Origin of the sequence: Segatella copri (genome assembly GCF_949820605.1) — a bacterium.
Taxonomy (GTDB): domain Bacteria; phylum Bacteroidota; class Bacteroidia; order Bacteroidales; family Bacteroidaceae; genus Prevotella.
In genome coordinates this window covers 1508203-1533678 of sequence record NZ_CATKVU010000006.1, presented here as the reverse complement: position 1 = coordinate 1533678, position 25476 = coordinate 1508203, and the positions used below count along the sequence as shown (strand labels likewise).

23 protein-coding genes are annotated in these 25476 nt (G+C 45.0%); 10 read left to right on the top strand and 13 right to left on the bottom strand.

Annotated elements, in window-relative coordinates; genetic code table 11:
- Positions 1 to 6: 6 nt before the first annotated feature.
- Entirely contained in the window at positions 7 to 168 is a 162-nt protein-coding gene (locus RCO84_RS07600) for a hypothetical protein (RefSeq protein WP_287586085.1), read from the top strand.
- Positions 169 to 390: 222 nt separating this feature from the next.
- Here RCO84_RS07600 and RCO84_RS07595 read toward each other — a convergent pair whose 3' ends face one another.
- The 8 genes from RCO84_RS07595 to pheS all read right to left on the bottom strand — a co-directional run bounded on the left by RCO84_RS07595 (position 391) and on the right by pheS (position 9150).
- Complete coding sequence (locus tag RCO84_RS07595; protein ID WP_317572375.1) at positions 391 to 672, bottom strand: hypothetical protein; 282 nt, start codon at positions 670 to 672, stop codon at positions 391 to 393.
- 219 nt (positions 673 to 891) lie between these two features.
- Positions 892 to 1701 (bottom strand): HesA/MoeB/ThiF family protein, encoded by an 810-nt coding sequence (locus RCO84_RS07590; RefSeq protein WP_317584600.1) that lies wholly within the window; start codon positions 1699 to 1701, stop codon positions 892 to 894.
- 173 nt (positions 1702 to 1874) lie between these two features.
- Entirely contained in the window at positions 1875 to 2300 is a 426-nt protein-coding gene (locus RCO84_RS07585) for a biotin/lipoyl-containing protein (protein ID WP_022120280.1), read from the bottom strand.
- 10 nt (positions 2301 to 2310) lie between these two features.
- A complete protein-coding gene (locus tag RCO84_RS07580; protein WP_176425588.1) occupies positions 2311 to 2460 on the bottom strand; it encodes a hypothetical protein in 150 nt (49 codons plus the stop codon).
- Positions 2461 to 2579: 119 nt separating this feature from the next.
- Positions 2580 to 4145, bottom strand: a complete 1566-nt coding sequence (locus tag RCO84_RS07575; RefSeq protein WP_117726979.1) for an acyl-CoA carboxylase subunit beta — start codon at positions 4143 to 4145, stop codon at positions 2580 to 2582.
- A 177-nt stretch (positions 4146 to 4322) separates the two neighbouring features.
- Positions 4323 to 6734, bottom strand: a complete 2412-nt coding sequence (locus RCO84_RS07570) for a TonB-dependent receptor (protein ID WP_118140723.1) — start codon at positions 6732 to 6734, stop codon at positions 4323 to 4325.
- 791 nt (positions 6735 to 7525) lie between these two features.
- Positions 7526 to 8077: a DUF3332 domain-containing protein gene (locus RCO84_RS07565; protein WP_040552794.1), complete on the bottom strand. Its 552-nt coding sequence runs from the start codon at positions 8075 to 8077 to the stop codon at positions 7526 to 7528.
- Between the two features lie 32 nt (positions 8078 to 8109).
- Complete coding sequence (gene pheS / locus RCO84_RS07560; protein ID WP_117586270.1) at positions 8110 to 9150, bottom strand: phenylalanine--tRNA ligase subunit alpha; 1041 nt, start codon at positions 9148 to 9150, stop codon at positions 8110 to 8112.
- A gap of 114 nt (positions 9151 to 9264) precedes the next feature.
- Between pheS and RCO84_RS07555 the strand changes: the two genes are divergently transcribed.
- From RCO84_RS07555 to RCO84_RS07545, 3 genes are read left to right on the top strand one after another with little or no spacing between them, the layout of a single operon-like run.
- Positions 9265 to 10122, top strand: coding sequence for a DUF4348 domain-containing protein (locus RCO84_RS07555; RefSeq protein WP_144150651.1), 858 nt, complete (start codon positions 9265 to 9267; stop codon positions 10120 to 10122).
- 33 nt (positions 10123 to 10155) lie between these two features.
- A complete protein-coding gene (murB, locus tag RCO84_RS07550) occupies positions 10156 to 11211 on the top strand; it encodes a UDP-N-acetylmuramate dehydrogenase (RefSeq protein WP_317584597.1) in 1056 nt (351 codons plus the stop codon).
- A 37-nt stretch (positions 11212 to 11248) separates the two neighbouring features.
- Positions 11249 to 12028: an MBL fold metallo-hydrolase gene (locus RCO84_RS07545; protein WP_317584596.1), complete on the top strand. Its 780-nt coding sequence runs from the start codon at positions 11249 to 11251 to the stop codon at positions 12026 to 12028.
- Between the two features lie 256 nt (positions 12029 to 12284).
- On the opposite strand, the gene RCO84_RS07540 is transcribed toward RCO84_RS07545, so the two are convergent.
- From RCO84_RS07540 to RCO84_RS07530, 3 genes are read right to left on the bottom strand one after another with little or no spacing between them, the layout of a single operon-like run.
- On the bottom strand, positions 12285 to 12548 hold the full coding sequence (locus RCO84_RS07540; RefSeq protein WP_118065427.1) for a hypothetical protein: 264 nt from the start codon (positions 12546 to 12548) through the stop codon (positions 12285 to 12287).
- A 15-nt stretch (positions 12549 to 12563) separates the two neighbouring features.
- Complete coding sequence (locus tag RCO84_RS07535; protein WP_118065445.1) at positions 12564 to 12917, bottom strand: phage holin family protein; 354 nt, start codon at positions 12915 to 12917, stop codon at positions 12564 to 12566.
- Between the two features lie 15 nt (positions 12918 to 12932).
- Positions 12933 to 13145: a YtxH domain-containing protein gene (locus tag RCO84_RS07530; RefSeq protein WP_006846877.1), complete on the bottom strand. Its 213-nt coding sequence runs from the start codon at positions 13143 to 13145 to the stop codon at positions 12933 to 12935.
- Between the two features lie 263 nt (positions 13146 to 13408).
- Between RCO84_RS07530 and RCO84_RS07525 the strand changes: the two genes are divergently transcribed.
- From RCO84_RS07525 to RCO84_RS07510, 4 genes are all read left to right on the top strand, one after another.
- Positions 13409 to 13894 (top strand): SPOR domain-containing protein, encoded by a 486-nt coding sequence (locus RCO84_RS07525; protein ID WP_287819213.1) that lies wholly within the window; start codon positions 13409 to 13411, stop codon positions 13892 to 13894.
- 37 nt (positions 13895 to 13931) lie between these two features.
- Positions 13932 to 14345, top strand: a complete 414-nt coding sequence (ruvX, locus tag RCO84_RS07520; protein WP_144150657.1) for a Holliday junction resolvase RuvX — start codon at positions 13932 to 13934, stop codon at positions 14343 to 14345.
- The gene (gene def, locus RCO84_RS07515; protein WP_144150659.1) at positions 14345 to 14902 is read left to right on the top strand and encodes a peptide deformylase; all 558 of its coding nucleotides are present in this window, start codon (positions 14345 to 14347) and stop codon (positions 14900 to 14902) included. Before ruvX ends, def begins: the two co-directional genes overlap by 1 nt.
- Before the next feature lie 103 nt (positions 14903 to 15005).
- Positions 15006 to 16970 carry a tetratricopeptide repeat protein gene (locus RCO84_RS07510; protein WP_144150661.1) on the top strand — a complete coding sequence of 655 codons (1965 nt, stop codon included), beginning with the start codon at positions 15006 to 15008 and terminating at the stop codon, positions 16968 to 16970.
- Between the two features lie 58 nt (positions 16971 to 17028).
- Here the strand turns inward: RCO84_RS07510 and RCO84_RS07505 are convergent, their stop codons facing one another.
- Positions 17029 to 19248: a RelA/SpoT family protein gene (locus RCO84_RS07505; protein WP_144150663.1), complete on the bottom strand. Its 2220-nt coding sequence runs from the start codon at positions 19246 to 19248 to the stop codon at positions 17029 to 17031.
- 675 nt (positions 19249 to 19923) lie between these two features.
- On the opposite strand from RCO84_RS07505, the gene RCO84_RS07500 reads away from it, so the two are divergent.
- Entirely contained in the window at positions 19924 to 21507 is a 1584-nt protein-coding gene (locus RCO84_RS07500; protein ID WP_317584594.1) for a DUF4301 family protein, read from the top strand.
- A gap of 666 nt (positions 21508 to 22173) precedes the next feature.
- Here RCO84_RS07500 and RCO84_RS07495 read toward each other — a convergent pair.
- Entirely contained in the window at positions 22174 to 23205 is a 1032-nt protein-coding gene (locus RCO84_RS07495; RefSeq protein WP_144150667.1) for an asparaginase, read from the bottom strand.
- 284 nt (positions 23206 to 23489) lie between these two features.
- Between RCO84_RS07495 and thrS the strand changes: the two genes are divergently transcribed.
- Positions 23490 to 25442 carry a threonine--tRNA ligase gene (gene thrS / locus RCO84_RS07490; RefSeq protein ID WP_144150669.1) on the top strand — a complete coding sequence of 651 codons (1953 nt, stop codon included), beginning with the start codon at positions 23490 to 23492 and terminating at the stop codon, positions 25440 to 25442.
- Positions 25443 to 25476 lie beyond the last annotated feature (34 nt).

The following is a 25476-nucleotide window of genomic DNA, read 5'->3' as shown; positions in this document are numbered from 1 at the left end:
AGAATTATGAAAAAGAAAGAATATATAAAGCCAGAACTGAATGTCTACCAAATGGAGACTATATCTATCCTCGCGGGCTCTGAAATATTGAAAGCAAAGGAAGAGGATTATAGCGAAGGATCGGTTAGTGACTATCGCGATGCAAGTGGCAGCATTTGGGCAGACTAAAAAGCCTCACCTTCAATAATAATGATACCCCATGGCATGAGTGCCATGGGGTATTATCATATTTGCGCTCTGTTTCGTCTGCCATTTCTTGGAAACGACTAGCTTCCTCACCATAGAGTGTTGGTATTGCTTTTATTGCTAGTGCCATAATTCTGTTCCTCCTATTAATTATATTGTTATTTATGTCGCTGCAAAAATAGTGCAAGGAATACGGGAGGAAAGTTACGGAAAAAGCTTATTCAGTTTATTCTTGCAGTTCTTTCTAAAATCTTCTATACTGATAGAACGTTTCCAATCTTCTAGCCACGGGTCTTGTGCCGTTAGTTCTTTTTCAAAGTCATCTGCATTTGACCATGTTCGTTCTTCATTTAGTTTATTGAAAAACTCTTCTTCATTATAGCTAACACCTGTCCTTTCATACTCCGCCTCAATAGCTTCAATCCTAGCCATGGCTTCTTCTTCATTAGCCGGATGCCAGCCAATAGGATATCTTTTCTCTTTCATAAGCTTGCGTATTTTATCTGCTGCAAAAATACGATTATTATCTGAATCATGCAAGAAAAATGGGAGAAATGTTTTTAAAGTATCTTATAATCAAGGTTTTTGTTCTTTGTTGGGCTTGGGGACGGTTCTGAAAAAAAGTCACAATACCTAGCTGATAGAGCTGGGTATTGTGACTTTGCTTTTTGTTATATGTGTTTATTCGAAAATAATCACTAAATCTTAGTGGTGTTTCAAATCACACGCAGCCTGCTCGTAGTCGATGAGATGATCGATGGTAGGGTGGTCGCCGCAGATTTCACAGGATGCACGCTTCTTTACCTTGATGGTGCGGAAGTTCATCGTCTTGGCATCAAAGGTGAGCAATCGGTCGGTGAGCAGTTCGCCCACACCGAGGAAGTACTTCAACGCCTCGGCAGCCTGGATGGTTCCGAGCATACCAGCGATGGCACCAAGGACTCCTGCCTGGCTACTGGTAGGAACAGTGCCTGCTGGAGGTGGCTCCTTGAAGAAACAACGGTAACAAGCCGTGCCTGGCAGATGGGTGAAGGTCTGCCCCTGGAATCTCAGGATGCCGCCATGCGAGAATGCCTTGCCCAGTCGCACACAGGCATCATTGATGAGGAACTTCACCGGGAAGTTATCGGTGCAATCGATGATGAAATCCCATGGCTTGATGATTTCCTCGGCATTGTCTGAGGCGAGGAAAGTATGATATGTTGTCACCTCTACATCAGGATTGATGGCAATCATCTTCTCCTTGGCGCTTTCCACCTTAGGAGTATTCAAGTCTTTGGTCTGATGGATAACCTGGCGTTGCAGGTTACTGAGGTCAACCACATCGGCATCCACGATACCGATATGTCCCACGCCAGCTGCAGCGAGGTAGAGGGCAACTGGGGACCCCAATCCTCCAGCACCCACGATGAGTACCTTGGCATTGAGGAGCTTTTCCTGTCCCTCGAGGCCTACATCCTGAAGGAGGATGTGGCGGCTGTATCTTTCTATCTGTTCTTCTGTTAAATCTATCATTTTATTGTACTTTATGTCTTTTTTCTTTAGTAAAAAAATTACTTTGTATAGCAGTTTATGCTCATACAGCAGTATAGAAAAAGGTCGCAAACAATTAACAGCTTGCGACCTTTGATATTCTTTATAAATTCCCGAATCAGGAAGTATAATTCTCTCATTCTCAAATTCTTGATTTACTCGATAACTACGAGTGCATCCTCTTCGAGCACAGCCTGTCCAGGTTTTACGCAGATAGCAGTAACCTTACCATCCTTCTCAGCCTCGATGTTGTTCTGCATCTTCATAGCCTCGAGAACGACAACAGTATCACCTGCCTTTACCTCCTGACCAACAGCTACCTCGATGCTGGTGATAGTACCAGGGAGAGGAGCCTTTACAGCATTGGCTGTATTTACGTTGGCAGCTGGAGTAGCCTCAGCATCATCAGATGCTGCAGCTGGCTGACCGAGCACAACCTTTTTCTTCTCTGGCTCAGCCTCCTGTTCCATTTCAACCTTGTAAGCTTCGCCATTCACGTTCACGCTTGCGATGTTACCCTCAACAGCGTCAATCTGAACCTTGTATTCTTTTCCGTCAATTGTATATTTAAACTCTTTCATTTCTATTACATTATGGTTTAGCTGTTAAACTCAAGAACTTGGCGTTCCACATCGTCTGACGTGGCTTGATAGTGATGATGCCAGGCTCCTTGTCGTGTACGTTATTGCCCTGATACTCATAGAGTGCCATGGCAATCGCAGCATAAATATTCTTATCCATTCGTTTTTACTTTAATTTTGAGTGTTGATTGTTGAGTGTTGAATTAGGCTTGCGCCCTTCTGTTATGTTGAGTCTGTATATAACTCAACATTCTACACTCAACATTCAACATTTCTATATTACATTGGCATACAGCCATGCTTCTTAGCTGGCAAGCTCTGACGCTTGGTAGCGAGCTGAGCCAAACCACGGCAGATGCGGAAACGGGTGTTACGTGGCTCGATGACATCATCGATGTAACCATACTGAGCTGCCTGATATGGATTAGCAAACTTGTCAGTATACTCCTGCTCCTTTTCAGCCAGGAATGCCTTTACATCCTCGCCAGCTTCCTTCTTAGCCTTGGCTTCCTTACCACAGAGAACGGCAACGGCACCGCTGGCACCCATTACGGCAATCTCTGAAGATGGCCAAGCGAAGTTCAAGTCGGCACGCAACTGCTTGCAACCCATCACGATGTGGCTACCACCATAGCTCTTACGCAATGTGATAGTAATCTTTGGCACGGTAGCCTCGCCGTAAGCGTAGAGCAACTGTGCACCGTGGAGGATGACAGCATTGTACTCCTGACCTGTACCTGGCAAGAATCCTGGTACGTCAACGAGAGATACGATAGGAATATTGAAGGCATCGCAGAAACGAACGAAGCGGGCTGCCTTGCGGCTAGCGTTTACATCGAGTACACCTGCGTAAGCTGCTGGCTGGTTGGCTACGATACCAACGCTCTGACCATTGAAGCGGGCGAAACCTGTGATGATGTTCTTGGCGAACTTAGGCTGAACCTCGAAGAACTCTCCGTTATCGGTTACTGCACCAATCACCTTATACATATCGTATGCCTGGTTTGGATCGTCTGGGATAATCTCGTTCAGAGTATCGTCCATGCGGTCGATAGGGTCTGTGCACTCTACGCGTGGAGCTTCTTCTGTATTGTTGCTAGGGATGTAAGAGAGCAGGCTCTTGATCATCTCGATAGCCTCTTCCTCAGTCTTAGCAGCGAAGTGGGTTACACCACTCTTGGTTGCGTGAACAGATGCACCACCGAGGTGCTCTGCATCGATGTCCTCACCAGTTACGGTCTTGACAACCTTAGGACCAGTCAGGAACATGTAAGAAGTCTGCTCCTTCATGATGATGAAGTCGGTCAAACCTGGAGAGTAAACGGCACCACCGGCGCAAGGGCCCATGATAGCAGAAATCTGTGGGATGACACCAGAAGCGAGGATGTTGCGCTCGAAAATCTCACCATAACCAGCGAGGGCGCAGATACCTTCCTGAATACGAGCACCACCTGAGTCATTCATGCAGATAACAGGTGCACCCATAGTCATAGCCATATCCATTACCTTGCAGATCTTCTGTGCCATAGTCTCAGAGAGTGAACCACCATTTACGGTGAAGTCCTGAGCATATACGTAAACCAGACGGCCGGCTATAGTAGCGCTACCAGCTACAACACCATCACCGAGGTACTGCTTCTTCTCCATGCCAAAGTTAGTGCAACGATGCAACTTGAACATATCATACTCCTCGAAACTGCCGGCATCTACCAACATTTCGATACGCTCACGAGCGGTATATTTGCCACGTGCATGCTGCTTCTCGATGGCCTTCTCGCCACCGCCAAGACGAGCCTGTTCGCGCTTAGCGATCAGCTCCTTAATCTTTTCTACTTGTTTGCTCATAATTGATTATTATGTATTATTTCTTTATTCTTTATAGAATGGTTTCCTGAATCCATGGAATGAGCGGACGAACCGTCATCGCATAATTCGGGCGCAAAGATACGAAAAAAACCGCAGATAGCGAACTATCTACGGTTAAATATTTAGAATAATGTGAAAAATCACTATTATTTGGTCCTAAAATTCCAAAAGAATGCGGGCATTGAGCTGTCTGCCGGTAAGATAATTAGGTACGGCGTATTGCTGACTGGTTACATCTGTCACCCAGTAATAGCTGTTTACGTTGTCTATGCCGAAGAGGTTGAGACAATCTACCCCCAACATCACATTCTTCAGGAAGGTCTTCTTCTCCCGGCGGCTGTTGTCGAGCAGCTGATAACTCATACCGATATCTGCACGGCGATAGGCGGTGGCACGGAAACTGTTGGTCTCCAGCTCTCTGTGGGGTGCTGCAAAAGGAAGACCATCGGCAAAGGCGAGTTTCAAAGACATGCGCCACTTCTTGCTGCCCGGGAAATAATCGGTGAAGAAGAGGTTTACCGCATAACGCTGGTCGGTAGGCAAAGGGATGCTCTTGCCACCCAGTTTCATCTTTGTATCCATGAGCGAAAGACTGAGCCAGGAATCGGTACCCGGAACAAATTCTCCGTAGAGTTTGAAGTCGAGTCCTGCCGCATGACCGCTGCATTCGTTCTGTCCGTAATAAACTACCTTCACGTTACTTACAGAATAAGGAACCAGATTGCTCAAAGCCTTGTAATAGGCTTCGGCAGAGAATTTATAGCGTTGGTCTCCTAGCTTGAACCTATAGTCGTAGCCGGCGATGAAGTGGATGCTTCGCTGACTCTTGATTTTCTCGTTCAGCGATGCGATGGTTATGCCGTTCACCGTAGATGTATCTCTCAATTCCTTGAAGAATGGAGCCTGATAATACAGACCTGCCGCAAAACGGAGAGTGGTATTTTCGTGGTTGGCTGGTATGATGGCGAGCGACAGACGAGGACTCACGATGGTTTCTCTGTTGAAATTCCAATGACTCATTCTGATACCATAGTTCAGGGTGTAATGTGTCTGTCCATTACCGGTACTGTCGGCTGTTCCTCCCGAAAAACGGTAGGTGTCCTGGATGTAAGCTTCCATTCGGTTGGCATTCAGTTCGTTGCGAGCCTTCAGTGAATAAACCATATAGAGGTCTTTGCCATTGTGAGGAATACTGTATCCTGCGGAATCACGCATCTCATATTCTACAGAATTCTCCTCGATATGTTCACGCTTCAGACTTACTGCCGCTTCCATCTGATGTTTCTTCACCTTGTGCTTGAGCATCAGTTTGGCACTCATCACGCGAGCCGTAAGATAGTTTCGGGCATGTTCGAAATAGGTACCTACACCCAGGTTTTCTGAGGTTTCGGTCTCATCGAGCCAATATTGACCCTGAATGTCATATTTCTCCTGTTCCTTGGTATAGAAAGCACTGCCCAGAAGCGAGAGACTGGTGTTGGCTGTAAACTGGCGGGTAATGCCGAGTGTACCGAAGTAGGTGAGGAAGCGGTCTTTCTCCTGACCGTCAAAATATACTCTGAAGCTCTTTACGTTTTCCATTGTTCCGAACTTCGTTTCCCGGTCTTCCGGTTCGAAGTTGTAGTGATTATCAGAGATGTAGCCTATGAAGTCTAGTTTCCAGCGTTTGTTGGGCTGGTAACTCAGATAGGTCTGATAGTCCAGATAGTTTGGCTTGTATTCGCCTTTGGTTTCCATCGAACCGAGCAGGTAAGAGGTGGTTTTGTAGCGCACGCTGTTGAGCCATGAAAGCTTCTGGGTTCCCAGACCTATGTATGCATCAGCACCCAGCAGACTGGCAGCCAGGCTGCCTTCAACCACCGGCTTCTTGCTTTTTGCTTTCAGGGTTTTGTAGGTGATGTCGAGAGCCGAACTCATCTTGTCTCCGTATTTGGCAGCATATCCTCCGGTTGAGAAACCGATTTTATCTACCATATAAGGGTTGATGACGGAGAGGCCTTCCTGCTGTCCGCTGCGAACCAGGAATGGGCGGAATACTTCTACGTTGTTGATGTATACTGAGTTCTCATCGAAGGCACCGCCACGTACATTGTATTGCGAAGAGAGTTCGTTATGGGTACTCACGCCAGCCTGTTGCTGAACCAGACTTTCCACCCCATTTCCGTTGGCAGATGGCGTCATCTTCATGTCCTTAGTCTTCAGCTCCTGTATCTGGTCCGACTGTATTTTCTCTCCCTTGATATTCACCTCATCGAGGGTGGTGGATGCTTCGCGAAGTACCACCTGCAGGGTTTGTTTTCCTCGCGGTCTTCTCAGCACTTTTGTTTTTGTCTTGAAGCCGATATATGAGAATTTGACTACCACGCTGTCTGCAGAATGCAGTTTGAGGCTATAGTCTCCCTTGAGCGAAGTAACGGCAGTCTTTCCCTGGCTAGCCACCGAAACGATGGCAAACTCCAGTGGCTGATTGTTCTCGTCTACCACTTTGCCGTGAAGGGTAAACTCCTGCGCCATCATCTTTATGGTTGCGATGAGGCATATTGTGAGTATCAATAATCTATTTTTCATACTTTTATTAACGAGAAAAACTGAAAAATATTGTAGATGGTTGCAAGTTTTGATGAATGTCACTGGTTGTAATGCATTTGCGTCAGCCCGATTTGGCAGTCATGACGAGACCATAACTACATCAACCTTTATGATTGATGCTGCAAAGATACATTCTTTTCTGTTTCATAACTATGCGATTTGTGACAATTGTGTGGATTCGGGAAATAAAGTAGGCGAAAATTATATTTTTATGCCTTATCTTGCAATTCGAAGAAATATTTCCGAAGAATAGAAAATTATCTCCGAAGGATAAAATGATATTTCCGAAAGATAAAATGATATCTCCGAAAGAGATTTTTCTCCTGATTATATATCCCGGCACAGATTGCTGCAGATGATTTTCTGTTGCATGCAGAACAGAATTTTGGATGTGATTTTTGGGAGGTGAAGGTGAAGGGTGTATTTTTAATCTTTATATTATATTCTTTATTTTAGGGTTTTTCCGATTTTTGACCCTAGGGTCTTTTTTTCGGTTTTTACCCTTACCCTTCACGCGTATATATAAAAAAGAGTTTTCAAACCTTCACCCTTCACCTTTTTGGCGATTCTTTTGATGGTCAGAGAGTTACGGGTGAAGGGTGGTGAAGGCACTTTCTTGTTTTGTATTAAACACTTTTTTGCATTTGGACATTTTAAGGAGAGTTTGGTTGGAAACGGAGAACTATGAACTTGCTTAGGAAAAGAGAAAGAGGATCATGAAAAAGCCCGATAAAAAGAGACTTTTATCGGGCTGGAATTGTTATGATTATTTACTTGTTGAATGCATAGAACAAACCATCATTCATAGCCATGCGAACCTGGTATAAACCATTGGCATCTGCTGGGACGTTGATCTTCTCGCCACTTGGCAAGCAAGCCTGGATGCTGCCATCCTCGTTGAAGCTGAAAAGCTCACGGATATCGCCATCCTTGCTGTATGACCAACTCTTGTGCTTCTTGTCGAACACAAAATATGATTTCTCACCATCTGGGTCAGTAATCTCGTAGCCATTCTTCAATGTCTTGATGGCATACATGCGACCATCCTTACCCATTACGTCCTTAGTAGTTCCTACCTGGCCAATCACCTTGTCGCCTGTCCAGAACTCGATAGAGTTGATAACGAGAAGGTCTGCAAATGAACATACTGCGTAAGCTGGAGAGATAAGCACGAAGATAATCTCGTTTACAAACTTGTTGTCTGTTGCTCTCTTGTTCCAGTCAAGTACGGAATTTGTCAGACCAAATGAGCCGATGCAAGAACTGAATGTCAAGGCGCCCAACAGGACTGCGATGACAGGTTTAGTTAAATTTTTCTTCATAGTCATAAATTAATTTATATGTTGAGAATCTTTTACTTCGCAGACTCAAACTCGCGCAAGAAACGAGTATCGTTCTCAGAGAAGAGACGAAGGTCGCTCACGCGATATTTCAAGTTGGTGATACGCTCAACACCCATACCGAAGGCATAACCCGTATAGACATTGCTGTCGATACCGCAAGCCTCAAGATCATGAGGGTCAACCATACCGCAACCTAAAATCTCAACCCATCCGGTATGCTTGCAGAAGTTGCAACCCTTACCGCCACAGATGTTGCAGGAGATATCCATCTCGGCACTAGGTTCTGTAAATGGGAAGTAGCTAGGACGGAGACGAATCTTGGTATCTGCACCAAACATCTCACGGGCAAAGGTAAGGAGCACCTGCTTGAGGTCGGTGAAACTTACGTTCTTATCTACATAGAGACCTTCTACCTGATGGAAGAAACAGTGAGCGCGGGCGCTGATAGCCTCGTTACGGTAAACGCGGCCTGGGCAGAGCACACGGATAGGTGGCTCATGGGTTTCCATATAGTGAGCCTCGTCGTTAGATGTATGGCTGCGGAGAAGCACATTTTTGGTAACGTCGTCGCTGTTGGTCTTCTCTATAAAAAAGGTGTCCTGCATATCGCGGGCTGGGTGGTCGGCAGCAAAGTTGAGCATCGTAAATACGTGCTTGTCGTCATCTACCTCAGGACCCTGGAAAAGAGTAAAGCCCATGCGAGCGAAAATGTCGATAATCTGATTCTTCACCACGGTGAGTGGATGGCGGGTACCGAGTGCTACAGGGTAGGCGGTACGGGTCAAGTCGATATCATCGCTTGATGCCTCAGCTTCTTCCATCTGCTCCTTCAGTCCGTTGATCTTCTCAAGGGCTGCGTTCTTCAGTTCGTTGATTTTTACACCAACCTCTTTCTTCTGGTCGGCTGGCACTGTGCGGAAGTCGGCCATAAGGGCGTTAATCTCGCCCTTTTTGCTCAGATACTTGATTCGAAGCTGCTCTACTTCTTCTGCGTTTTGGGCAGTCAAAGTGCTCACTTCTTTCAAGAGTTCGTCTATTTTTTCTAATAACATATCTATATTTTTATCTTTTTTGACTGCAAAGATAACATTTTTTGCTTAAAAGATGAAATAATTCAAAAGAAAGTTGTACTTTTGCATGGAAAATTTGAGAAATTTAATAGGTTTATGAAAAAACTCTGTTTATTAACGGTGTTAATGGCGGTGCTTACCATCGTTTGTTTCACGTCTGTGGGATGCACAGACAAGAAGCCTGCGCCTGCCATTGATTCGGCTTCATCTGATACGGTGATTGCCGACACCCAAGCGATGGACTCTACAGAACAGCTGATAGAGGAGACTCCGATGCCAAAGGCGGCTGACGAGCTTTTTGATGATTTCGTGTTTAATTTTGCAGCTAACAGAAAGTTGCAGAAAAGTCGTATTGTCTTCCCGCTGCCGGTATATCACGGTAAGAAACTGACCAAGAAGATAGAAAAAAATCATTGGAAGATGGAGCATTTCTTCATGCGCCAGGATTATTACACGCTGATCTTTGATAATCAGAAACAGATGAAACTGATGAAGGATACTACTATCGATCATGTAGTAATAGAAAAGGTGTTCTATAGTAAAAAGACAGTTCAGCAGTTCGTGTTTAATCGCATCAATGGCCAGTGGATGATGACTAGCATCTGCTACAAGCCTATGTATCAGAATAATAATGCCAGTTTCCTGAAGTTTTACGGCCATTTTGCAACTGATACCGCTTTCCAGGCTCGCCACATCCATAATCCGGTGAAGTTTACCGGTCCTGATCCTGATGATGATTTCAGTACGATGACAGGCGATATAGAACCGGAAACATGGCCTGCCTTTGCGCCAGTACTGCCTCACGGCATGATTTACAATATAATCTATGGTCAGAAATATACCGAGAGCAACCAGAAAATCTTCGTGATCCGTGGTATTGCCAATGGTATGGAAACCTCTCTTACTTTCAAAAAGATTGGAGGAAAATGGGAACTGATCAAACTGAATATGTAGCTTTTTAGTTAGTAGTAATAGTTTTAACCAGATATGAAGGATATTCGTAACTACAGCCTTTTGGCTCACAATACGTTTGGCATCGATGCCAAATGCAGCAGATTTCTGGAGTATGAATCGGTTGAGGAAGCCCGACAGATAGTGGGCTTGCTGACAGAGGCAGATCAGCCACTGCTCATTTTGGGCGGTGGTAGCAATCTCTTGCTGACCGGTGATTATGCAGGTACAGTACTCCATTCGGCTATTATGGGTATTGAGGTTCTTGACAACAAGACTTTGACAGCTGCAGAGGGGGATGATGCTTTGTGCAATCCGGATTGGGTGTTCCTTTCCTGTGGTAGTGGCGAGGTGTTTGATGATGTGGTAGCTTATGCCGTAGAGCATGGCTATCATGGAGCGGAGAATCTGAGTATTATTCCGGGTGAAGTAGGTGCCAGTGCGATTCAGAATATCGGTGCCTATGGTGTGGAAGCTAAGGATATTATATATAAGGTGGAAGCGGTTGAGATAGCTACGGGCAGAGTAGTGGTGTTTGATAATGCTGACTGCGAGTATAGTTACCGTCAGAGTAAATTTAAGCATGAGTGGAAGGATAAGTATCTGGTGACGCATGTGATTTACCGTTTGCAGAAGACCTTCTGTCCGGATCTGGATTATGGTAATATCCGTTCTGCGCTCGAGGCTAAGCGTATTGCTGAGCCTACAGCCCAGCAGCTTCGTGATGTCATCATAGAAATTAGAGAGGCAAAATTGCCTGATCCTAAGGTGTTGGGTAATGCAGGCAGTTTCTTTATGAATCCTATTGTAGAGAAGGCTAAGTACGAAGAACTGGCTGCTCTTTATCCGGGTATGCCTCATTATACAATCGATGAATCTCATGAAAAGATTCCGGCTGGCTGGATGATTGATCAGTGTGGCTGGAAGGGAAAGAGTCTGGGACGGGCCGGTGTGCATGATAAGCAGGCACTGGTGCTAGTGAATCGTGGCGGCGCTACGGGCGAGGAAATCGTAAAACTCTGTGAGACCATCCAGGAGGATGTGAAGCAGAAGTTTGGTATAGAGATTCATCCGGAGGTGAATGTTAAGTGAAGAATTCGTTTGTTTTCAGAAAAATATTTGATAATTAATGAAGGTAACTTTATTAGGTACAGGCACATCGGGCGGGGTTCCTTCGCTGGGGTGTAACTGTGAAGTGTGCCGAAGTACGGATCCGCATGATAAAAGATTGCGTAGTGCGGCAATGATAGAAACGGAGAATACCCGTATTCTGATAGATGCCGGACCTGATATCCGACAGCAGTTGTTGCGTGTGCCTTTCAGAAAGATAGATGGCGTCCTGGTTACGCATATCCATTACGACCATGTTGGTGGTATTGATGATTTGCGCCCTTTCTGTATCTTTGGTGATATCAATATCTATGGCGATGAAATCGTTACTGCGGGGCTGCCTCATACGATGCCTTACTGCTTTCCGAGGAATGCAGAAAAACTCTATCCGGGAGCTCCTAAACTCAAATTGCATACCATTCATCCGCATGAGCTTTATGAGATAGGAGACATTGAGTTTGTTCCTATCCGTGTGATGCACGATAAGATGCCTATTCTCGGCTATCGGTTTGGTAGGTTTGCCTATATTACTGATATGAAATCTATGGGTGATGAAGAATATGCTTATTTGGATGGTGTGGAAACACTCGTAATTAACGCACTCAGATTTGAGAAAACACATCACAGCCATCAGCTTGTATCTGATGCTATTGAGGTGTCGCGCAGGATAGGAGCAAAACATACTTATTTTATCCATGTGACTCATCAGATAGGTTTTCACGATGAGGCGAATAAAAGGCTGCCCGAAGGCTTTGAATTTGGCTTCGATGGAATGGAGATATATGTAGAAAATAGATGAGCTTTTACTAAAAAAGGCTTAAAAACAGGTTGATAAAAGTTAATTAAATTAAAATAATAGATCTTTTGCTAAGAAAAATTTGCGAGTATCATAGATTATTTCTATATTTGCATGTGTGTTTTTCATAGTATTAGATTTAAGGTTAACAAGGTATTGGGGTCGCAGCGGCGACCCTTTTTTGTTTTTATCCCCTTTGGGATGACTAAAAAATACCTTTTTCCAAGGCATCTTTCCTTTCTCCAAAACGGTATATGGTTCATCTCTTCCGAGGTTTGAATCTCCGGTAAAGTTTCCAAGCCAACAGTGCACCGTCGAATGCTCCTGCTCCCACCTGCAGCAAACTCTGCAGTCGCTTGCTAGGACTCGCATTGCGTGACAGGATTTCAGGTTTTGTGAAAAGCGAGTTCCATAAAGTCTGAATCTTGGCATCATCGGCATCAATTTCCTTGCGTATCGTCTCTTTTTTGAGTCGGATATCGTTTAAGGAATTATATTCTGTGATTTCTGAATGATTTGTCATGTTGCGAAAAGGAGGTTATTTTTCCATCAAGAGGCTTGCCAGAAATCTGACCAATGGTCTCTCGATCCACTTATGGCGGAAAATTACAAATAATATTAATATAAATAGGTATACTGCAGCAACAATGCAGAATCCGAAAGTCAGACTACCTATTAAGTCTGCCAATGCAAAAGCAGCGCCAAAGGATAGGTAAATGAGGGTAAGCGTAAGTAAGCCCAGGAGTACCACCGTCATGGTAATGACGGTAAGCAGGCGTACCACCTTATCCACAACATCGAGCTTCAGATATTCGCTCTGAAGCCCGATGTAATGTTTAAGCACCTCAATGAGCTGCCCGATAGTTTCTACATTTTTATCGTTCGAGAACATCATGATAGGTGATGATTAAACCTCAGGAGCTGCGTCCTTGATGTCGTCAACCAGATCATCAACGTCCTTACGGCTCAACTTGATGTCGTGCTTTTTGCAGAAATCGTCTACTGCACCTGCAATCTTACTACGTGTATCCTCACCCTTCTCAGGAGCGAAAATCAAACCGAGTGCTGTACCGGCGATAGCACCGCCGAGGAAAGCACCAATGTAACCTAATGTTTTCATATGCTATAAATTTTAAACGTTAAACGATTATCTTCTTGTCATTTTCATTTGACAATGCAAATATACTAAATTCTCTTTAAAAAACAAGCCTTTTAGCCTTAATTTTTCATTAAAAATGTTTTAATAGCCTTATTTAACAAACTTTAGGCGGCATATTCTTCGTTTTTCGGGCATTTTTTTGTATTTTCGCAGAGTAAAAAACGCATAACGCGAAATTTATATTGAATGAACAACAATAATAAACAATAAAACGAATAAGAATTATGAAGAAAATTACAGTATTAAGCATGGGAATGTGCGCAGTTTTGGCGCTCGCAAGTTGTGGTACATCTAAGGAAAGTGCATACAAGAAGGCATATGAGAAGGCTCAGCAGCAGGAACAGCAGGCAGCTCAGGCTCCTGTTGCTCAGGAACCAGTTGTAGCTCCTCTCGAGACTCAGGCTCCTTCTGATGAGCAGACAGAGGTTGATAATGCTACTGTTCGTTCTGAGGATGTTTCTCTCATCTCTGGTTCTGGCTTGTCAAGCTATAGCGTAGTAGTTGGTTCTTTCTCTCTCAAGGCTAACGCTGAGGGATTGGCTAGTACATTGAAGAGCGCTGGCTACGATTCTCAGATTGCCCTGAACAAAGAGCGTAACATGTACCGCGTGGTAGCTTCTACATTTGCTGATAAGGCTGCTGCTGTCAAGAGCCGCAATCAGCTTCGCGCTGGTAAGTATCCTGATGCTTGGTTACTCCTTAAGAAGTAATCTGATATTATATTAAGGATAAGATATCCGTAGATTAATGCGAATTTTATCTATAGATTACGGTAAAAAACGTACCGGACTGGCTGTGACCGACCCATTGCAGATTATTGCCAATGGGTTGGCCACAGTTTCTACACATGAACTTTTCACTTATATCGAAACTTATATTCAGAAAGAACCGGTGGAGCGCATTGTTATCGGAAAACCGATGCAACCTAACGGGCAGCCAAGTGAAAACCTGGCAAGAGTAGAAAACTTCTACAACCGTTGGCGAAAGGCTCATCCTGAAATTCCAATTGAATATTATGACGAGAGATTTACATCAGTCCTGGCACATAGAGCCATGATAGATGGGGGTGTAAAGAAGAAGGTGAGAAAAGAAAATAAAGGATTGGTAGACGAGATAAGTGCTACCATCATATTACAGGATTATTTGCAATCAAGAAGATAATGATTTTACCGATTTATATTTATGGTCAGCCAGTGCTGAGAAAGGTGGCTGAAGATATTACCCCTGATTATCCAGATCTCAAGGTGTTGATTAATAATATGTATGAAACCCTTGATTCCAGCAACGGCATCGGATTGGCTGCGCCTCAGATTGGCTTGCCTATCCGCCTGGTGGTTATCGACCTGGATGTGCTCAGCGAGGATATGCCCGAGTACAAGGGATTCCGTCATGCTTTCATCAATGCTCATATCCTAGAGCGCGATGAGGAAAATACCGACACTTCTGAAGAGGGATGTCTTTCTATCCCTGGTATCAATGAGAATGTGGTTCGTCCTACACGCATCCATGTAAAGTATATGGATGAGGATTTTAATGAACATGATGAGTGGATAGGGGGATATCTGGCTCGCGTGATGCAGCATGAATTCGACCATTTGGAGGGTACAATGTTTGTTGACCGTGTGTCTCCTCTTCGCAAGAACATGATAGCAGGAAAGCTCAAGAGTATCATCAAGGGCAATTTCCGTGCTGCCTATCGTACTAAGATACGTCGATAGTTCTTCCGAAAATATAGTAAGCTTCATGGTAATCGTGACGATTGGGCTTACTATATTTTTTATTCTACATTCAATAGGTTTTATTTCAGAGAGTTACGAACAGATGAAGAAGATTCTCTTAGTTCTTTTTATGGTAATGGGCGCCATGTCGACTTCTGCCCAATATCGTGTAGACCGACTTGTTACGGCCGGTCGGAGTGCATTGTATTATGAGGATTTCGTCCTTTCAATCAAGTATTTTAATCTGGCTATCGGTGCCAAGCCTTATCTGTATGAGCCTTGGTATTACCGCAGTGTGGCAAAATTTAATCTGGATGACTTTACGGGTGCCGAAAGTGATGCCAGCGAGGCGTTGCATCTCAATCCCTATATCAATGATATTTATGACTTGAGAGCCATCTGTCGCATCAGACAAAACAGGTTTGATGATGCGATAGCTGACTATAATGAGGCTATCAGACTGGAACCGCGCAACCGAAATTACTGGTTCAACCGGGCTATCTGCCAGATGGAAAACAAAAAGTATGAGGCGGCGCAGCAGGAACTGGATACCATCGTGGGAAAATGGAAAGACTGGTCGAATGCTTATTCGCTCAAGGCTGAAGTGTATCTGCATCAGAAAGATACCGTGCAGGCTGAGAAATGGCTAGACAAGAGTCTGCAGATCAATCCGTATGATGGGGATGCCTGGACTACGCGTGCCTATATGGCGTTGGCTAGAAAGGAATGGAAAACGGCTGATGAGGCGCTGACCAAGAGTCTGCATTTCAAACCTAACAATGTGAACAGTTACATTAACCGTGCTTTGGCGCGTATCAATCTGAATAACCTCAGGGGGGCGATGAGCGATTATGACAATGCCCTTGAGCTGGATCCGAACAATTTCCTGGCTCATTATAATAGAGGACTGATGCGTGTACAGTTGGGTGATGATAACCGTGCTATCACCGATTTCGACTTCATTATCAAGATGGAACCCCAGAACTTCATGGCTATCTTCAACCGAGCTCTATTGCATGACAAGACCGGTAATCTGAGAGCAGCCATCAAGGATTATACTATGGTTATCAACCAGTTCCCTAACTTCTGGACCGGTTTGTCTAACCGTGCCAGCTGTTACCGACGCCTGGGCATGACAGCCAAGGCAGAGATGGATGAATTCCGTATCTTCAAGGCGCAGATGAACAAGCATATCGGAATCCAGCCGAGATGGAGCGCAAAGACCAAGAAGGAGATGCGTAAGCGCTCTGAGGTTGACCCGAATAAGTTTGCTTCGCTGGTAGTAGATGACGAACCGAAGTATGAACACAACTATAAGAGCGAGTATCGTGGTAAGGTTCAGAACCGTCAGGTAGAAACCGCCTTCCTGCCGATGTATCAGCTCTCTTATTTCCCAAACAATCAGAATGTAAATGGAGTTCAGGCTTATGACAAGGAGGTTGATGCGCTCAATCAGCATACCAAGGCAGACAAGGTTTATATCGTTTGCAGTAAGGAGCAGCTCGATGAGAATGGTTCTATGAAGATATTCTCGATGATTGATAAACTTTCGGCAGAGTTGAGTGTGGCGAGCGATAATGAAACTAGAAAACGTCTCCTGATGCGCAGGGCCATCGCTCATAGTGTACTTCGTGATTTTGAGGCTGCCATCAGTGATTTCACCTATTATATCTCGCTCGATGACAAGAACTCTTTGGCTTACTGGCAGCGTGCTGTCTGCCAGGCTGAGATGGATGAATTTAACAAGGCTGAGGGCAAGGGTGTTCTGAACATCCATTCTGCTGAGGCTGATTTCAGTGATGCCATCCGCCTGAACAGTAACAATGCTTACATCTATTATAATAGAGGTAATCTTCATGCAGGCAGAAACGAACTTTCAAAGGCAATAGATGATTATACCATTGCCTTGAGAATTGATAACCGCCTTGCAGAGGCTTATTATAATAGAGGTATAGCACGAGCCAAGAGTGGCAATAAGCAGACTGCCATCCAGGATCTTTCAAAGGCAGGAGAACTTGGTTTGTATGATGCTTATTCTGTGATCAAGCGCTTGAATAAGTCGAAATAATAAAAAATCCCGCAGAGAAAATCTGCGGGATTTTTTTATGTATTTCTGTATTCCGGTTTTATATTCTCGTTACCTGCTTAACGCCCTTCACGGCGCTCAGTTTCTTGATGAGTGCATCAGTTTTGCCGGCATCATCAATCATTACGGTAACATTGCCAGAGAAGAGACCATCCTTGGAAGAGATGTTGATGCCTCGCATGATGAGTTTGTCTTCCTTGGAAATGATGTTGGTGATGTTGCTCACGATACCGATATCGTCGTTTCCGATAATGCGGAGCGTGATGGCATACTTGGATGTTCCCTTGCCGCTCCATTTCGCCTTCACGATGCGGTAACCGAAACGGCGGCGCAGTTCCTTGGCGTTAGGACAATCCATGCGATGAACCTTGATGCCCTTGCTGATGGTAACGAATCCGAAGATTGGGTCGCCGTAGATAGGGTGGCAGCAATGAGCCAGTTCGAAATCGATGCCCTTGAGGTGCTCATCGATAACCAGCACATCGTCGCTCTGCTTCATCAGTTCCTCGGTAGGATTCTCAAACTCGAAATTCTCTGCACTTTCTGCAGTCTTGTTGGTATTGGCAAGGTTCAAGTCATGGTCGCGCTCCTCGATGTATCTCTCGATGATGCTGTTCACGTCGATTTTCTCCTCGGCTACATCCTTATAGAAGTCTGAGTTCTCCTTATATCCCATCTTCTTGATGATGCGCGCCATGATGCTCTCATCAATTTCCAGTTTCCTGTTCTTGAATCGGCGCTCCAGAAGTTCCTTGGCATAGAGGCCGTCCTTCTTCTGGGTTTCCTTCAGTGCTAGACGAATCTTGGCTTTAGCCTTAGATGTCTGCACGATGTTGAGCCATTCGCGGCGTGGCTTCTGGTTGCTCTGTGTGAGGATTTCTACCTGATCTCCCGAATGGAGTTCCTGTCGGAAGGTGACGGCTCTTCCGTTAATCTTTCCGCCCACACAGGTATTGCCGATGCGGGAGTGGATATAGTAGGCAAAGTCGAGTACTGTAGCTCCCTTCTGGAAGTTCAGCAGGTCGCCCTTTGGAGTGAACACGTATACTTCATCTTCCTTCAGGTCGGTGGTAAACTGGTCCATCAGCTGCAGGTCGTCATTGTTTTCGAGGGCAGAACGGATATTGGCAAGCCATTCGTCGATACCGCCTTCTCCCTGCTTGATACCCTTGTAGCGCCAGTGGGCAGCGAGTCCGTGCTCTGCAATATCGTCCATGCGCTCGGTTCTGATCTGTACCTCTACCCATTTGTTTTCAGGACCCAGCACAGTGGTATGCAGACTTTCATAACCGTTGCTCTTAGGCACGCTGAGCCAGTCGCGCATACGCTTTGGGTTTGGCTGATACATGTCGGTGATGAGGGCAAAGGTCTGCCAGCACTGCATATACTCTTTCTCTCTTGGTGCATCGAGGATAATACGGATGGCAAAGAGATCGTATACACCCTCGAAGGCGCACTTCTGCTTTTTCATCTTCTGCCAGATGGAGTGGATACTCTTGGTGCGGCCTTTCATGTGATATTTCAGACCGGCAGCATTGAGCTTCTCCTGGATTGGCTGGATGAAGCGGGCGATATAGGCATCGCGCGAAGCCTTGGTGGCGTTCAGTTTGTCCTTTATCATATAGTAGGCGTCGTGCTCGAGATACTTCAGACTTAGGTCTTCCAGTTCGCTCTTCAGTTTGTAGAGTCCCAGTTTGTGTGCGAGTGGGGCATAGAGGTAGCTTGCCTCTTCGCTTACTTCATGCTTTGCCTCTTTCTGTTCGGTATCACGTATCTGTCTCATCACATTCACGCGGTCGGCAATCATGATGAGGATGACGCGCATATCCTCAGAGAATGAGATAAGCAGATTCCTGAAGTTCTCGCTCTCGATGATAGGGTTGCGCTTATATAAATCGTGGATGCGAAGCAGACCACTGATGATGTGGGCTACGCTATCTCCGTATTTCTTCTGTATCTCTTCGATGGTCTGATAGCCATCGATGACGCTGGTCTGCATCAGGATGGCGATGATGCCATCTCGTTTCAAACCGATTTCGTTTACTGCGATTTCTGCGGTTTGCAGGGCAGCGAGTATTGGATTCATTCCGAAGACATTGCGTTTAATCTGATGGTTTATGAAGGCATGCTGTATGTCTTCACGCAGATGCTGCTCGTCGCCTGGCTTGAATGTATCGCCTACGGCAGTTCTCAGGTGCTCCAGGATTTGGAGTGTCTGTTCCTTTTCTTCGGATGTGAATTTAAAAGGTGTTTCGTTCATTGTCGTTCCCTCCTGCTGATGATATATTTATTGAGTCATTATAGCTCGTCTATCCATTTCTGTCCAGATTTGGTGTAGCTCCAAATGGCTAAGCTCATACCAATAACAGCTCCTATACACATTACTAAAGCAAATCCTTCCATAATACTTATATTATATGTTATAAACTGTCTATCCACTTCTGACCTGATTTTGTGTTGAGCCAGATGGCGAAGCTGGCGCTAATTACGGCACTCAGCCCCATAAATATTGTTATTAACTCCATAATTATTATTTTTTATCGTTATACTTCATCACTCTGTTAGCACTATAGGCAAGGAAGAGTGCTGAGGCAATGCCCAGTACTAAGAAGAGGATATTGTAAATGCCAATAGTTTCGCCGGTAACCAAGGGGGAAAAACCTCCAATTCCGGTTCCACTAATGAATAAGTTTGATACTCCGTACAAATACGTTGATAGCAACGTTCTTCTGTCGTGCTCTTTTGCTAATTTACTAACCATGTCGCAATATTCCATTTAAATTTGACAAACAATGGCGATTCGGCGTTAAAAAACGCCTACTTCGTTAAATTTTCAATGCAAAGGTACAAAAAAAAGCGGAAATATTTCTGATTATCAGAAAAAACTAGTATCTTTGTAGCACATATAGTGTAAATTTAACATAAATATGGTATTATGAATCAGCAAGATCTAACCCAAATCTCTGCTCGCGGTATCTCCGAGCAGCAGATTGAACATCAGTTGGAACAAATCAAGAATGGCTTCCCTTTCCTCAAACTTGAGGGCGCGGCTGCCATCGGTAAGGGTATCATGGCTCCTACAGCTCAGGAAGTAGAGAACTACGAGAAGGCGTGGAACGACTACAAGGCTGAGGGTCACAAGATTGTGAAGTTTGTACCTGCTTCAGGTGCGGCAAGCCGCATGTTCAAGAACATGTTTGCTTTCCTCGATGCTCCATACGATGTTCCTACTACTGACTTCGAAAAACAATTCTTCGAGAATATCAAGAAGTTTGCTTTCCGCAAGGCACTCTGCGACAAGTGCCATGTAAACAACGAGAAGGGCATCATGTGCCTTATCAAGAAGGGTGATTACAAGGCTATCGTGGCTAATCTCCTCAAGCCAGAGGGATTGAACTACGGTCAGTTGCCTAAGGGATTACTCCAGTTCCACGAGTATGAGGATGAGGTTCGCACTCCAATGGAGGAGCACCTGGTTGAGGCTGCGCTCTATGCAAGCAGCAACGGCGAGGCAAATGTTCACTTCACCGTTTCTCACGACCACCTGGAACTCTTCAAGCAGATGGTAGCCGAGAAGGCAGATAAGTATGCACAGCGCTACGGCATCAAGTACAACATCTCATTCTCAGAGCAGAAGCCTAGCACCGATACTATCGCTGCCAATCCAGACAATACTCCTTTCCGTAACGAGGATGGATCATTGCTGTTCCGTCCGGGCGGTCATGGTGCACTCATCGAGAACCTCAACGAAATTGATGCTGATGTGGTATTCATCAAGAATATTGACAATGTGGTTCCTGATCGCCTGAAGCCTGAGACTGTTACCTGGAAGCAGGTGATTGCAGGTGTATTGGTTACTCTGCAGAAGCAGGCTTTCGATTATCTGAAGGTCTTGGATTCTGGTCAGTACAACCATGAGAAGCTGGAGGAGATTATCCGCTTCGTTCAGCGCGACCTCTGCTGCCGCAAGGCTGATATCAAGGAGCTGGAGGATGCCGAGCTGGTTATCTATCTGCGTAAGAAGTTGAACCGCCCTATGCGTGTCTGCGGTGTCGTTAAGAACGTGGGCGAGCCTGGTGGTGGTCCATTCCTTACCTATAATCAGGATGGCACTGTAAGCCTTCAGATTTTGGAGAGCTCTCAGATTGACAAGAATAACGAGGAGTATATGAAGATGTTCACCGAGGGTACTCACTTCAACCCAGTAGATCTCGTTTGCGCTACCAGGGACTACCAGGGCAATGCCTTCGATCTTCCTAAGTTCGTTGATCCATCTACCGGTTTCATCTCCAGCAAGAGTAAAAATGGTAAGGATTTGAAGGCACTCGAGTTGCCAGGTCTCTGGAATGGTGCGATGAGTGACTGGAATACAGTATTCGTAGAGGTTCCTCTCGGTACCTTCAACCCAGTGAAGACCGTGAACGATCTGCTCCGCGACCAGCATCAGGCTGTAGAGGGTGGTATCAAGCACGAGCATCATCACGAGCACGGAGAGGGCGGTTGCTGCGGTAAGCACTAATCTACGATTCCGTATATCTCGTTGACAAGATATAAACACAATAAAGGCTCAGTTCCCGGTTTTATTCGAGGATTGAGCCTTTATCATTGAGCTAATAATGTGTCTGCTAAAAATTATAAGATGTTCTGAATCAAATAAAAATAGCCTTTTGCTTCTGTTCTGCTAAAGGAAAACTATCTGATACAAAGGATAGGAATCCTTAGCAGGAAGTTCTTAGTTGTACCAAATTTCTCCACCTAATACTGTTGGATACTCTTCAGCTGTTGTTCTTTCTACAGGAGCCGCAATTTCTACGAACTCACCATACTTCTTTACCTTGTTAATGTTCATAATTTGTAGGTTTTGTTGATTTATTAATTATATTACGGATTGGTATCTATTAAGGATACTGATCTTTTTTTTTCTACGCTGCAAAGTTACACAAAAAATGAAACGCAACAAGTTTTTTTGCCAAAAAACTATCGATATTTAACCTACGTTAAATGTTTCCTGCATATTTCCTGCAATACTATTCGTTTTTGTAGGGTAATTTTCTTTGTTTCGCTAAATGACTTATAATGAGCGAGTAAATGACAGTTTGCCAATCTGTAGTTTTATCGTATACACTATCGGGAGACTGTCATTTACTTTATTGCTTCATTATATGGATGAAGATTTCACCTTATATTATATAGATATTTCACCAGCCAGAGATTCAGTCAGTTTTTCTCTTACCTTTTTGTTGTCTGCATATCTTCCCTGCAGATACATCATCTTGGTGACCATAGCCTCTACAGTAGAATCGTATCCGCTTATCACATGAGCAGTTTTCAACTGGAAGCCGGCTCCGTAGCGTTCCATCTCTACACTGCCCGTAAGACATTGGCTGATATTCACGATGTTTACTCCGCGATGGGCAGCCTGATCCAGAAGACGCATGATCCATGGCGTGTGAGGAGCGTTGCCCGAACCGAAAGTGCGCATCACGATGCCGCGGAGGTCTGGTGATTCCATCACGTGGCGCACAATGTTATCCTGGATACCTGGGAAGAGACTGAACACGATGACGTTTGGATCGAGCTTCAGATGTGGAACCATTGGCTTTCTGTAATCCGGCTTAAGAATATGATGGTCGTGATATTGGAAATTGATTCCTACATCGCAGAGGTGAGGATAGTTGAATGATTCGAAAGCATGAAATCCCTCGGCATTGATCTTGATGGCACGGTTACCGCGAATCAGCTTGCCGTTGAAGAAGATGCATACCTCGGGCACCATCGGGCGTCCTTCGGCATTCTTGGCAGAAGCAATCTCTATGGCTGTCATCAGATTCTCTTTGCCGTCGGTTCGCAATTCACCGATAGGCAACTGGCTACCTGTCAATATTACAGGCTTGGTCAGATTCTCAAGCATAAAGGACAAGGCGGATGAAGTGTAAGCCATTGTATCGGTGCCATGAAGAATTACGAATCCGTCATAGTCGTTGTAGTTGTTGGATATCATGCTTACGATTTCTGCCCAGCGCATTGGATCCATGTCGCTGGAATCGATAGGTGGGTCGAATTTTCGTACATCGATTTCTGCCTGAATGAGCTTGAATTCGGGCATGGAAGAAACGAGGTGATTAAAATCAAGGGGTTCCAATACACCTGTCATCGGGTCCTTTCCCATACCGATGGTACCACCGGTATAGATGATGAGAATCTTTGGTTTTGCCATTTTCTTTGTTTCTTTACATTTTGTCACGTTATCGGATGCAAAGATAATGAAAATATTTGTTTCTCCAAAACTTATTGGCTAAAAATGTATCTGAATTTTACAAAGTGTTACGAAATATGGGTAGAATAGCAGATGAAAACTTCAATATGTCAGCATTTTCGTCTTAAAAGCCCTTAATATAAAGGGGTATTAGCAAAGTTTAGCAAAATAAATGCATTTTTATTCGCTTGTTACAAAAAGAAATCGTACTTTTGCAGGCGATTTAATAAAAATACTAAGTTGTTATGGTAAAAATCACATTCCCAGACGGATCTGTTCGTGAGTATGAACAGGGCGTAACTGGCTTACAAATCGCCGAGAGCATCTCACCGGCTCTCGCTCGCAACGTTGTATCTTGCGGTGTTAATGGTGAGACAGTAGAGTTGAATCGTCCTATCAATGAGGATGCAAATGTAGAACTCTACAAGTTTGAGGATGAGCAGGGTAAGCACACATTCTGGCATACATCTGCCCACTTGTTGGCTGAAGCTCTTCAGGAGCTTTACCCAGGCATCCAGTTCGGTTTCGGTCCAGCCGTAGAGAGTGGTTTCTTCTACGACGTAATGCCAGCCGAGGGTCAGGTGATTTCAGAGAATGATTTCGCCAAGATCGAGGCTAAGATGATGGAACTTGCCAAAAAGAACGAACCTGTGGTTCGCAAGGAGGTGTCTAAGGCTGATGCTCTCGCTGAGTTCAAGGCTGACGGTCAGACTTACAAGTGCGAGCATATTGAGCAGGACTTGGAGGATGGTACCATCACCACATATACCCAGGGCAATTTCACCGACCTTTGCCGTGGTCCTCACTTGATGAACACTGGCCTTATCAAGGCAGTGAAGATTACAAGTGTGGCTGGTGCTTTCTGGCGCGGTGATGCCAAGCGCGAGCAGATGACCCGTATCTACGGTATCAGCTTCCCTAAGAAGAAGATGCTCGATGAGTACTTGGTAATTCTCGAAGAGGCTAAGAAGCGTGACCACCGTAAGATCGGTAAGGAGATGGAACTCTTCATGTTCTCAGAGCGTGTAGGTAAGGGTCTTCCTATCTGGTTGCCAAAGGGTACACAGCTCCGCCTGCGTCTGCAGGAGTTGCTCCGTTCTCTCTTGAAGCCTTACAACTATCAGGAGGTTATCTGCCCAGGTATCGGTGGCAAGAGTCTTTATGTTACATCTGGTCACTATGCTCACTATGGCAAGGATGCATTCCAGCCTATCCATACTCCAGAGGAGGATGAGGAGTATATGCTGAAGCCAATGAACTGTCCTCACCACTGCGAGGTCTACGCTCGTAAGCCTCGTTCTTACAAGGATCTTCCTTTGCGTATTGCAGAGTTCGGTACTGTATTCCGCTATGAGAAAAGCGGTGAGCTCCATGGTTTGACTCGTGTTCGTACATTTACTCAGGATGATGCTCACATCTTCGTTCGTTCAGATCAGGTGAAGTCGGAATTCGAGAATGTAATTGACGTAATCCTGAAGGTATTCAAGATCTTCGGTTTCGAAAACTACGAGGCACAGATTTCTCTCCGCGATCCTAAGGATACAGAGAAGTATATCGGTACTGATGAGATTTGGGAAGAGAGCGAGAACGCTATCCGCGAGGCTTGCAAGGAGAAGGGTCTTGAGACACGCGAGGAGGTTGGCGAGGCTGCCTTCTATGGTCCTAAGCTCGACTTCATGGTAAAGGATGCCATCGGTCGTCGTTGGCAGTTGGGTACCATCCAGGTGGATTACAACTTGCCAGAGCGTTTCAAGCTGGAGTATACAGCAGAGGATAACTCTAAGAAGACTCCTGTGATGATTCACCGTGCACCATTCGGTTCATTGGAGCGATTCACAGCCGTTCTCATCGAGCATACCGCCGGTCACTTCCCATTGTGGTTGACTCCAGACCAGGTTGCAATTCTTCCTATCTCTGAAAAGTTCAACGATTATGCCCAGAAGGTACGTCAGTACTTCGACAAGCAGGGTGTTCGTGCTTTGGTTGATGACCGTAACGAGAAGATTGGCCGCAAGATTCGTGACAACGAGTTGAAGCGTGTTCCTTACATGGTTATCGTAGGTGAGAAGGAGAGTGCCGAGGGCTTGGTATCTATGCGTAAGCAGGGTGGTGGCGAACAGGCTACCATGAGCATGGAAGAGTTCGCTCAGCGCATCAATGCCGAGGTTGCAGAGCAATTGAAGGCCGCTGAAGAGTAAAAATGAGATATAAATCCGCAGGTTTCTTTGGAAA

Bases quoted from the DNA above. Each gene is read 5' to 3' on its own strand.
- RCO84_RS07570 (WP_118140723.1), bottom strand. From the start codon at position 6,734: ATGAAAAATAGATTATTGATACTCACAATATGCCTCATCGCAACCATA.
- RCO84_RS07600 (WP_287586085.1), top strand. From the start codon at position 7: ATGAAAAAGAAAGAATATATAAAGCCAGAACTGAATGTCTACCAAATG.
- RCO84_RS07530 (WP_006846877.1), bottom strand. From the start codon at position 13,145: ATGAAAACATTAGGTTACATTGGTGCTTTCCTCGGCGGTGCTATCGCC.
- ruvX (WP_144150657.1), top strand. From the start codon at position 13,932: ATGCGAATTTTATCTATAGATTACGGTAAAAAACGTACCGGACTGGCT.
- RCO84_RS07590 (WP_317584600.1), bottom strand. From the start codon at position 1,701: ATGATAGATTTAACAGAAGAACAGATAGAAAGATACAGCCGCCACATC.
- murB (WP_317584597.1), top strand. From the start codon at position 10,156: ATGAAGGATATTCGTAACTACAGCCTTTTGGCTCACAATACGTTTGGC.
- RCO84_RS07580 (WP_176425588.1), bottom strand. From the start codon at position 2,460: ATGGATAAGAATATTTATGCTGCGATTGCCATGGCACTCTATGAGTAT.
- RCO84_RS07525 (WP_287819213.1), top strand. From the start codon at position 13,409: ATGAAGAAAATTACAGTATTAAGCATGGGAATGTGCGCAGTTTTGGCG.
- thrS (WP_144150669.1), top strand. From the start codon at position 23,490: ATGGTAAAAATCACATTCCCAGACGGATCTGTTCGTGAGTATGAACAG.
- RCO84_RS07500 (WP_317584594.1), top strand. From the start codon at position 19,924: ATGAATCAGCAAGATCTAACCCAAATCTCTGCTCGCGGTATCTCCGAG.
- RCO84_RS07510 (WP_144150661.1), top strand. From the start codon at position 15,006: ATGAAGAAGATTCTCTTAGTTCTTTTTATGGTAATGGGCGCCATGTCG.
- RCO84_RS07585 (WP_022120280.1), bottom strand. From the start codon at position 2,300: ATGAAAGAGTTTAAATATACAATTGACGGAAAAGAATACAAGGTTCAG.
- RCO84_RS07505 (WP_144150663.1), bottom strand. From the start codon at position 19,248: ATGAACGAAACACCTTTTAAATTCACATCCGAAGAAAAGGAACAGACA.
- RCO84_RS07495 (WP_144150667.1), bottom strand. From the start codon at position 23,205: ATGGCAAAACCAAAGATTCTCATCATCTATACCGGTGGTACCATCGGT.
- RCO84_RS07545 (WP_317584596.1), top strand. From the start codon at position 11,249: ATGAAGGTAACTTTATTAGGTACAGGCACATCGGGCGGGGTTCCTTCG.
- def (WP_144150659.1), top strand. From the start codon at position 14,345: ATGATTTTACCGATTTATATTTATGGTCAGCCAGTGCTGAGAAAGGTG.
- RCO84_RS07535 (WP_118065445.1), bottom strand. From the start codon at position 12,917: ATGTTCTCGAACGATAAAAATGTAGAAACTATCGGGCAGCTCATTGAG.
- RCO84_RS07540 (WP_118065427.1), bottom strand. From the start codon at position 12,548: ATGACAAATCATTCAGAAATCACAGAATATAATTCCTTAAACGATATC.
- RCO84_RS07595 (WP_317572375.1), bottom strand. From the start codon at position 672: ATGAAAGAGAAAAGATATCCTATTGGCTGGCATCCGGCTAATGAAGAA.
- RCO84_RS07555 (WP_144150651.1), top strand. From the start codon at position 9,265: ATGAAAAAACTCTGTTTATTAACGGTGTTAATGGCGGTGCTTACCATC.
- RCO84_RS07575 (WP_117726979.1), bottom strand. From the start codon at position 4,145: ATGAGCAAACAAGTAGAAAAGATTAAGGAGCTGATCGCTAAGCGCGAA.
- pheS (WP_117586270.1), bottom strand. From the start codon at position 9,150: ATGTTATTAGAAAAAATAGACGAACTCTTGAAAGAAGTGAGCACTTTG.
- RCO84_RS07565 (WP_040552794.1), bottom strand. From the start codon at position 8,077: ATGAAGAAAAATTTAACTAAACCTGTCATCGCAGTCCTGTTGGGCGCC.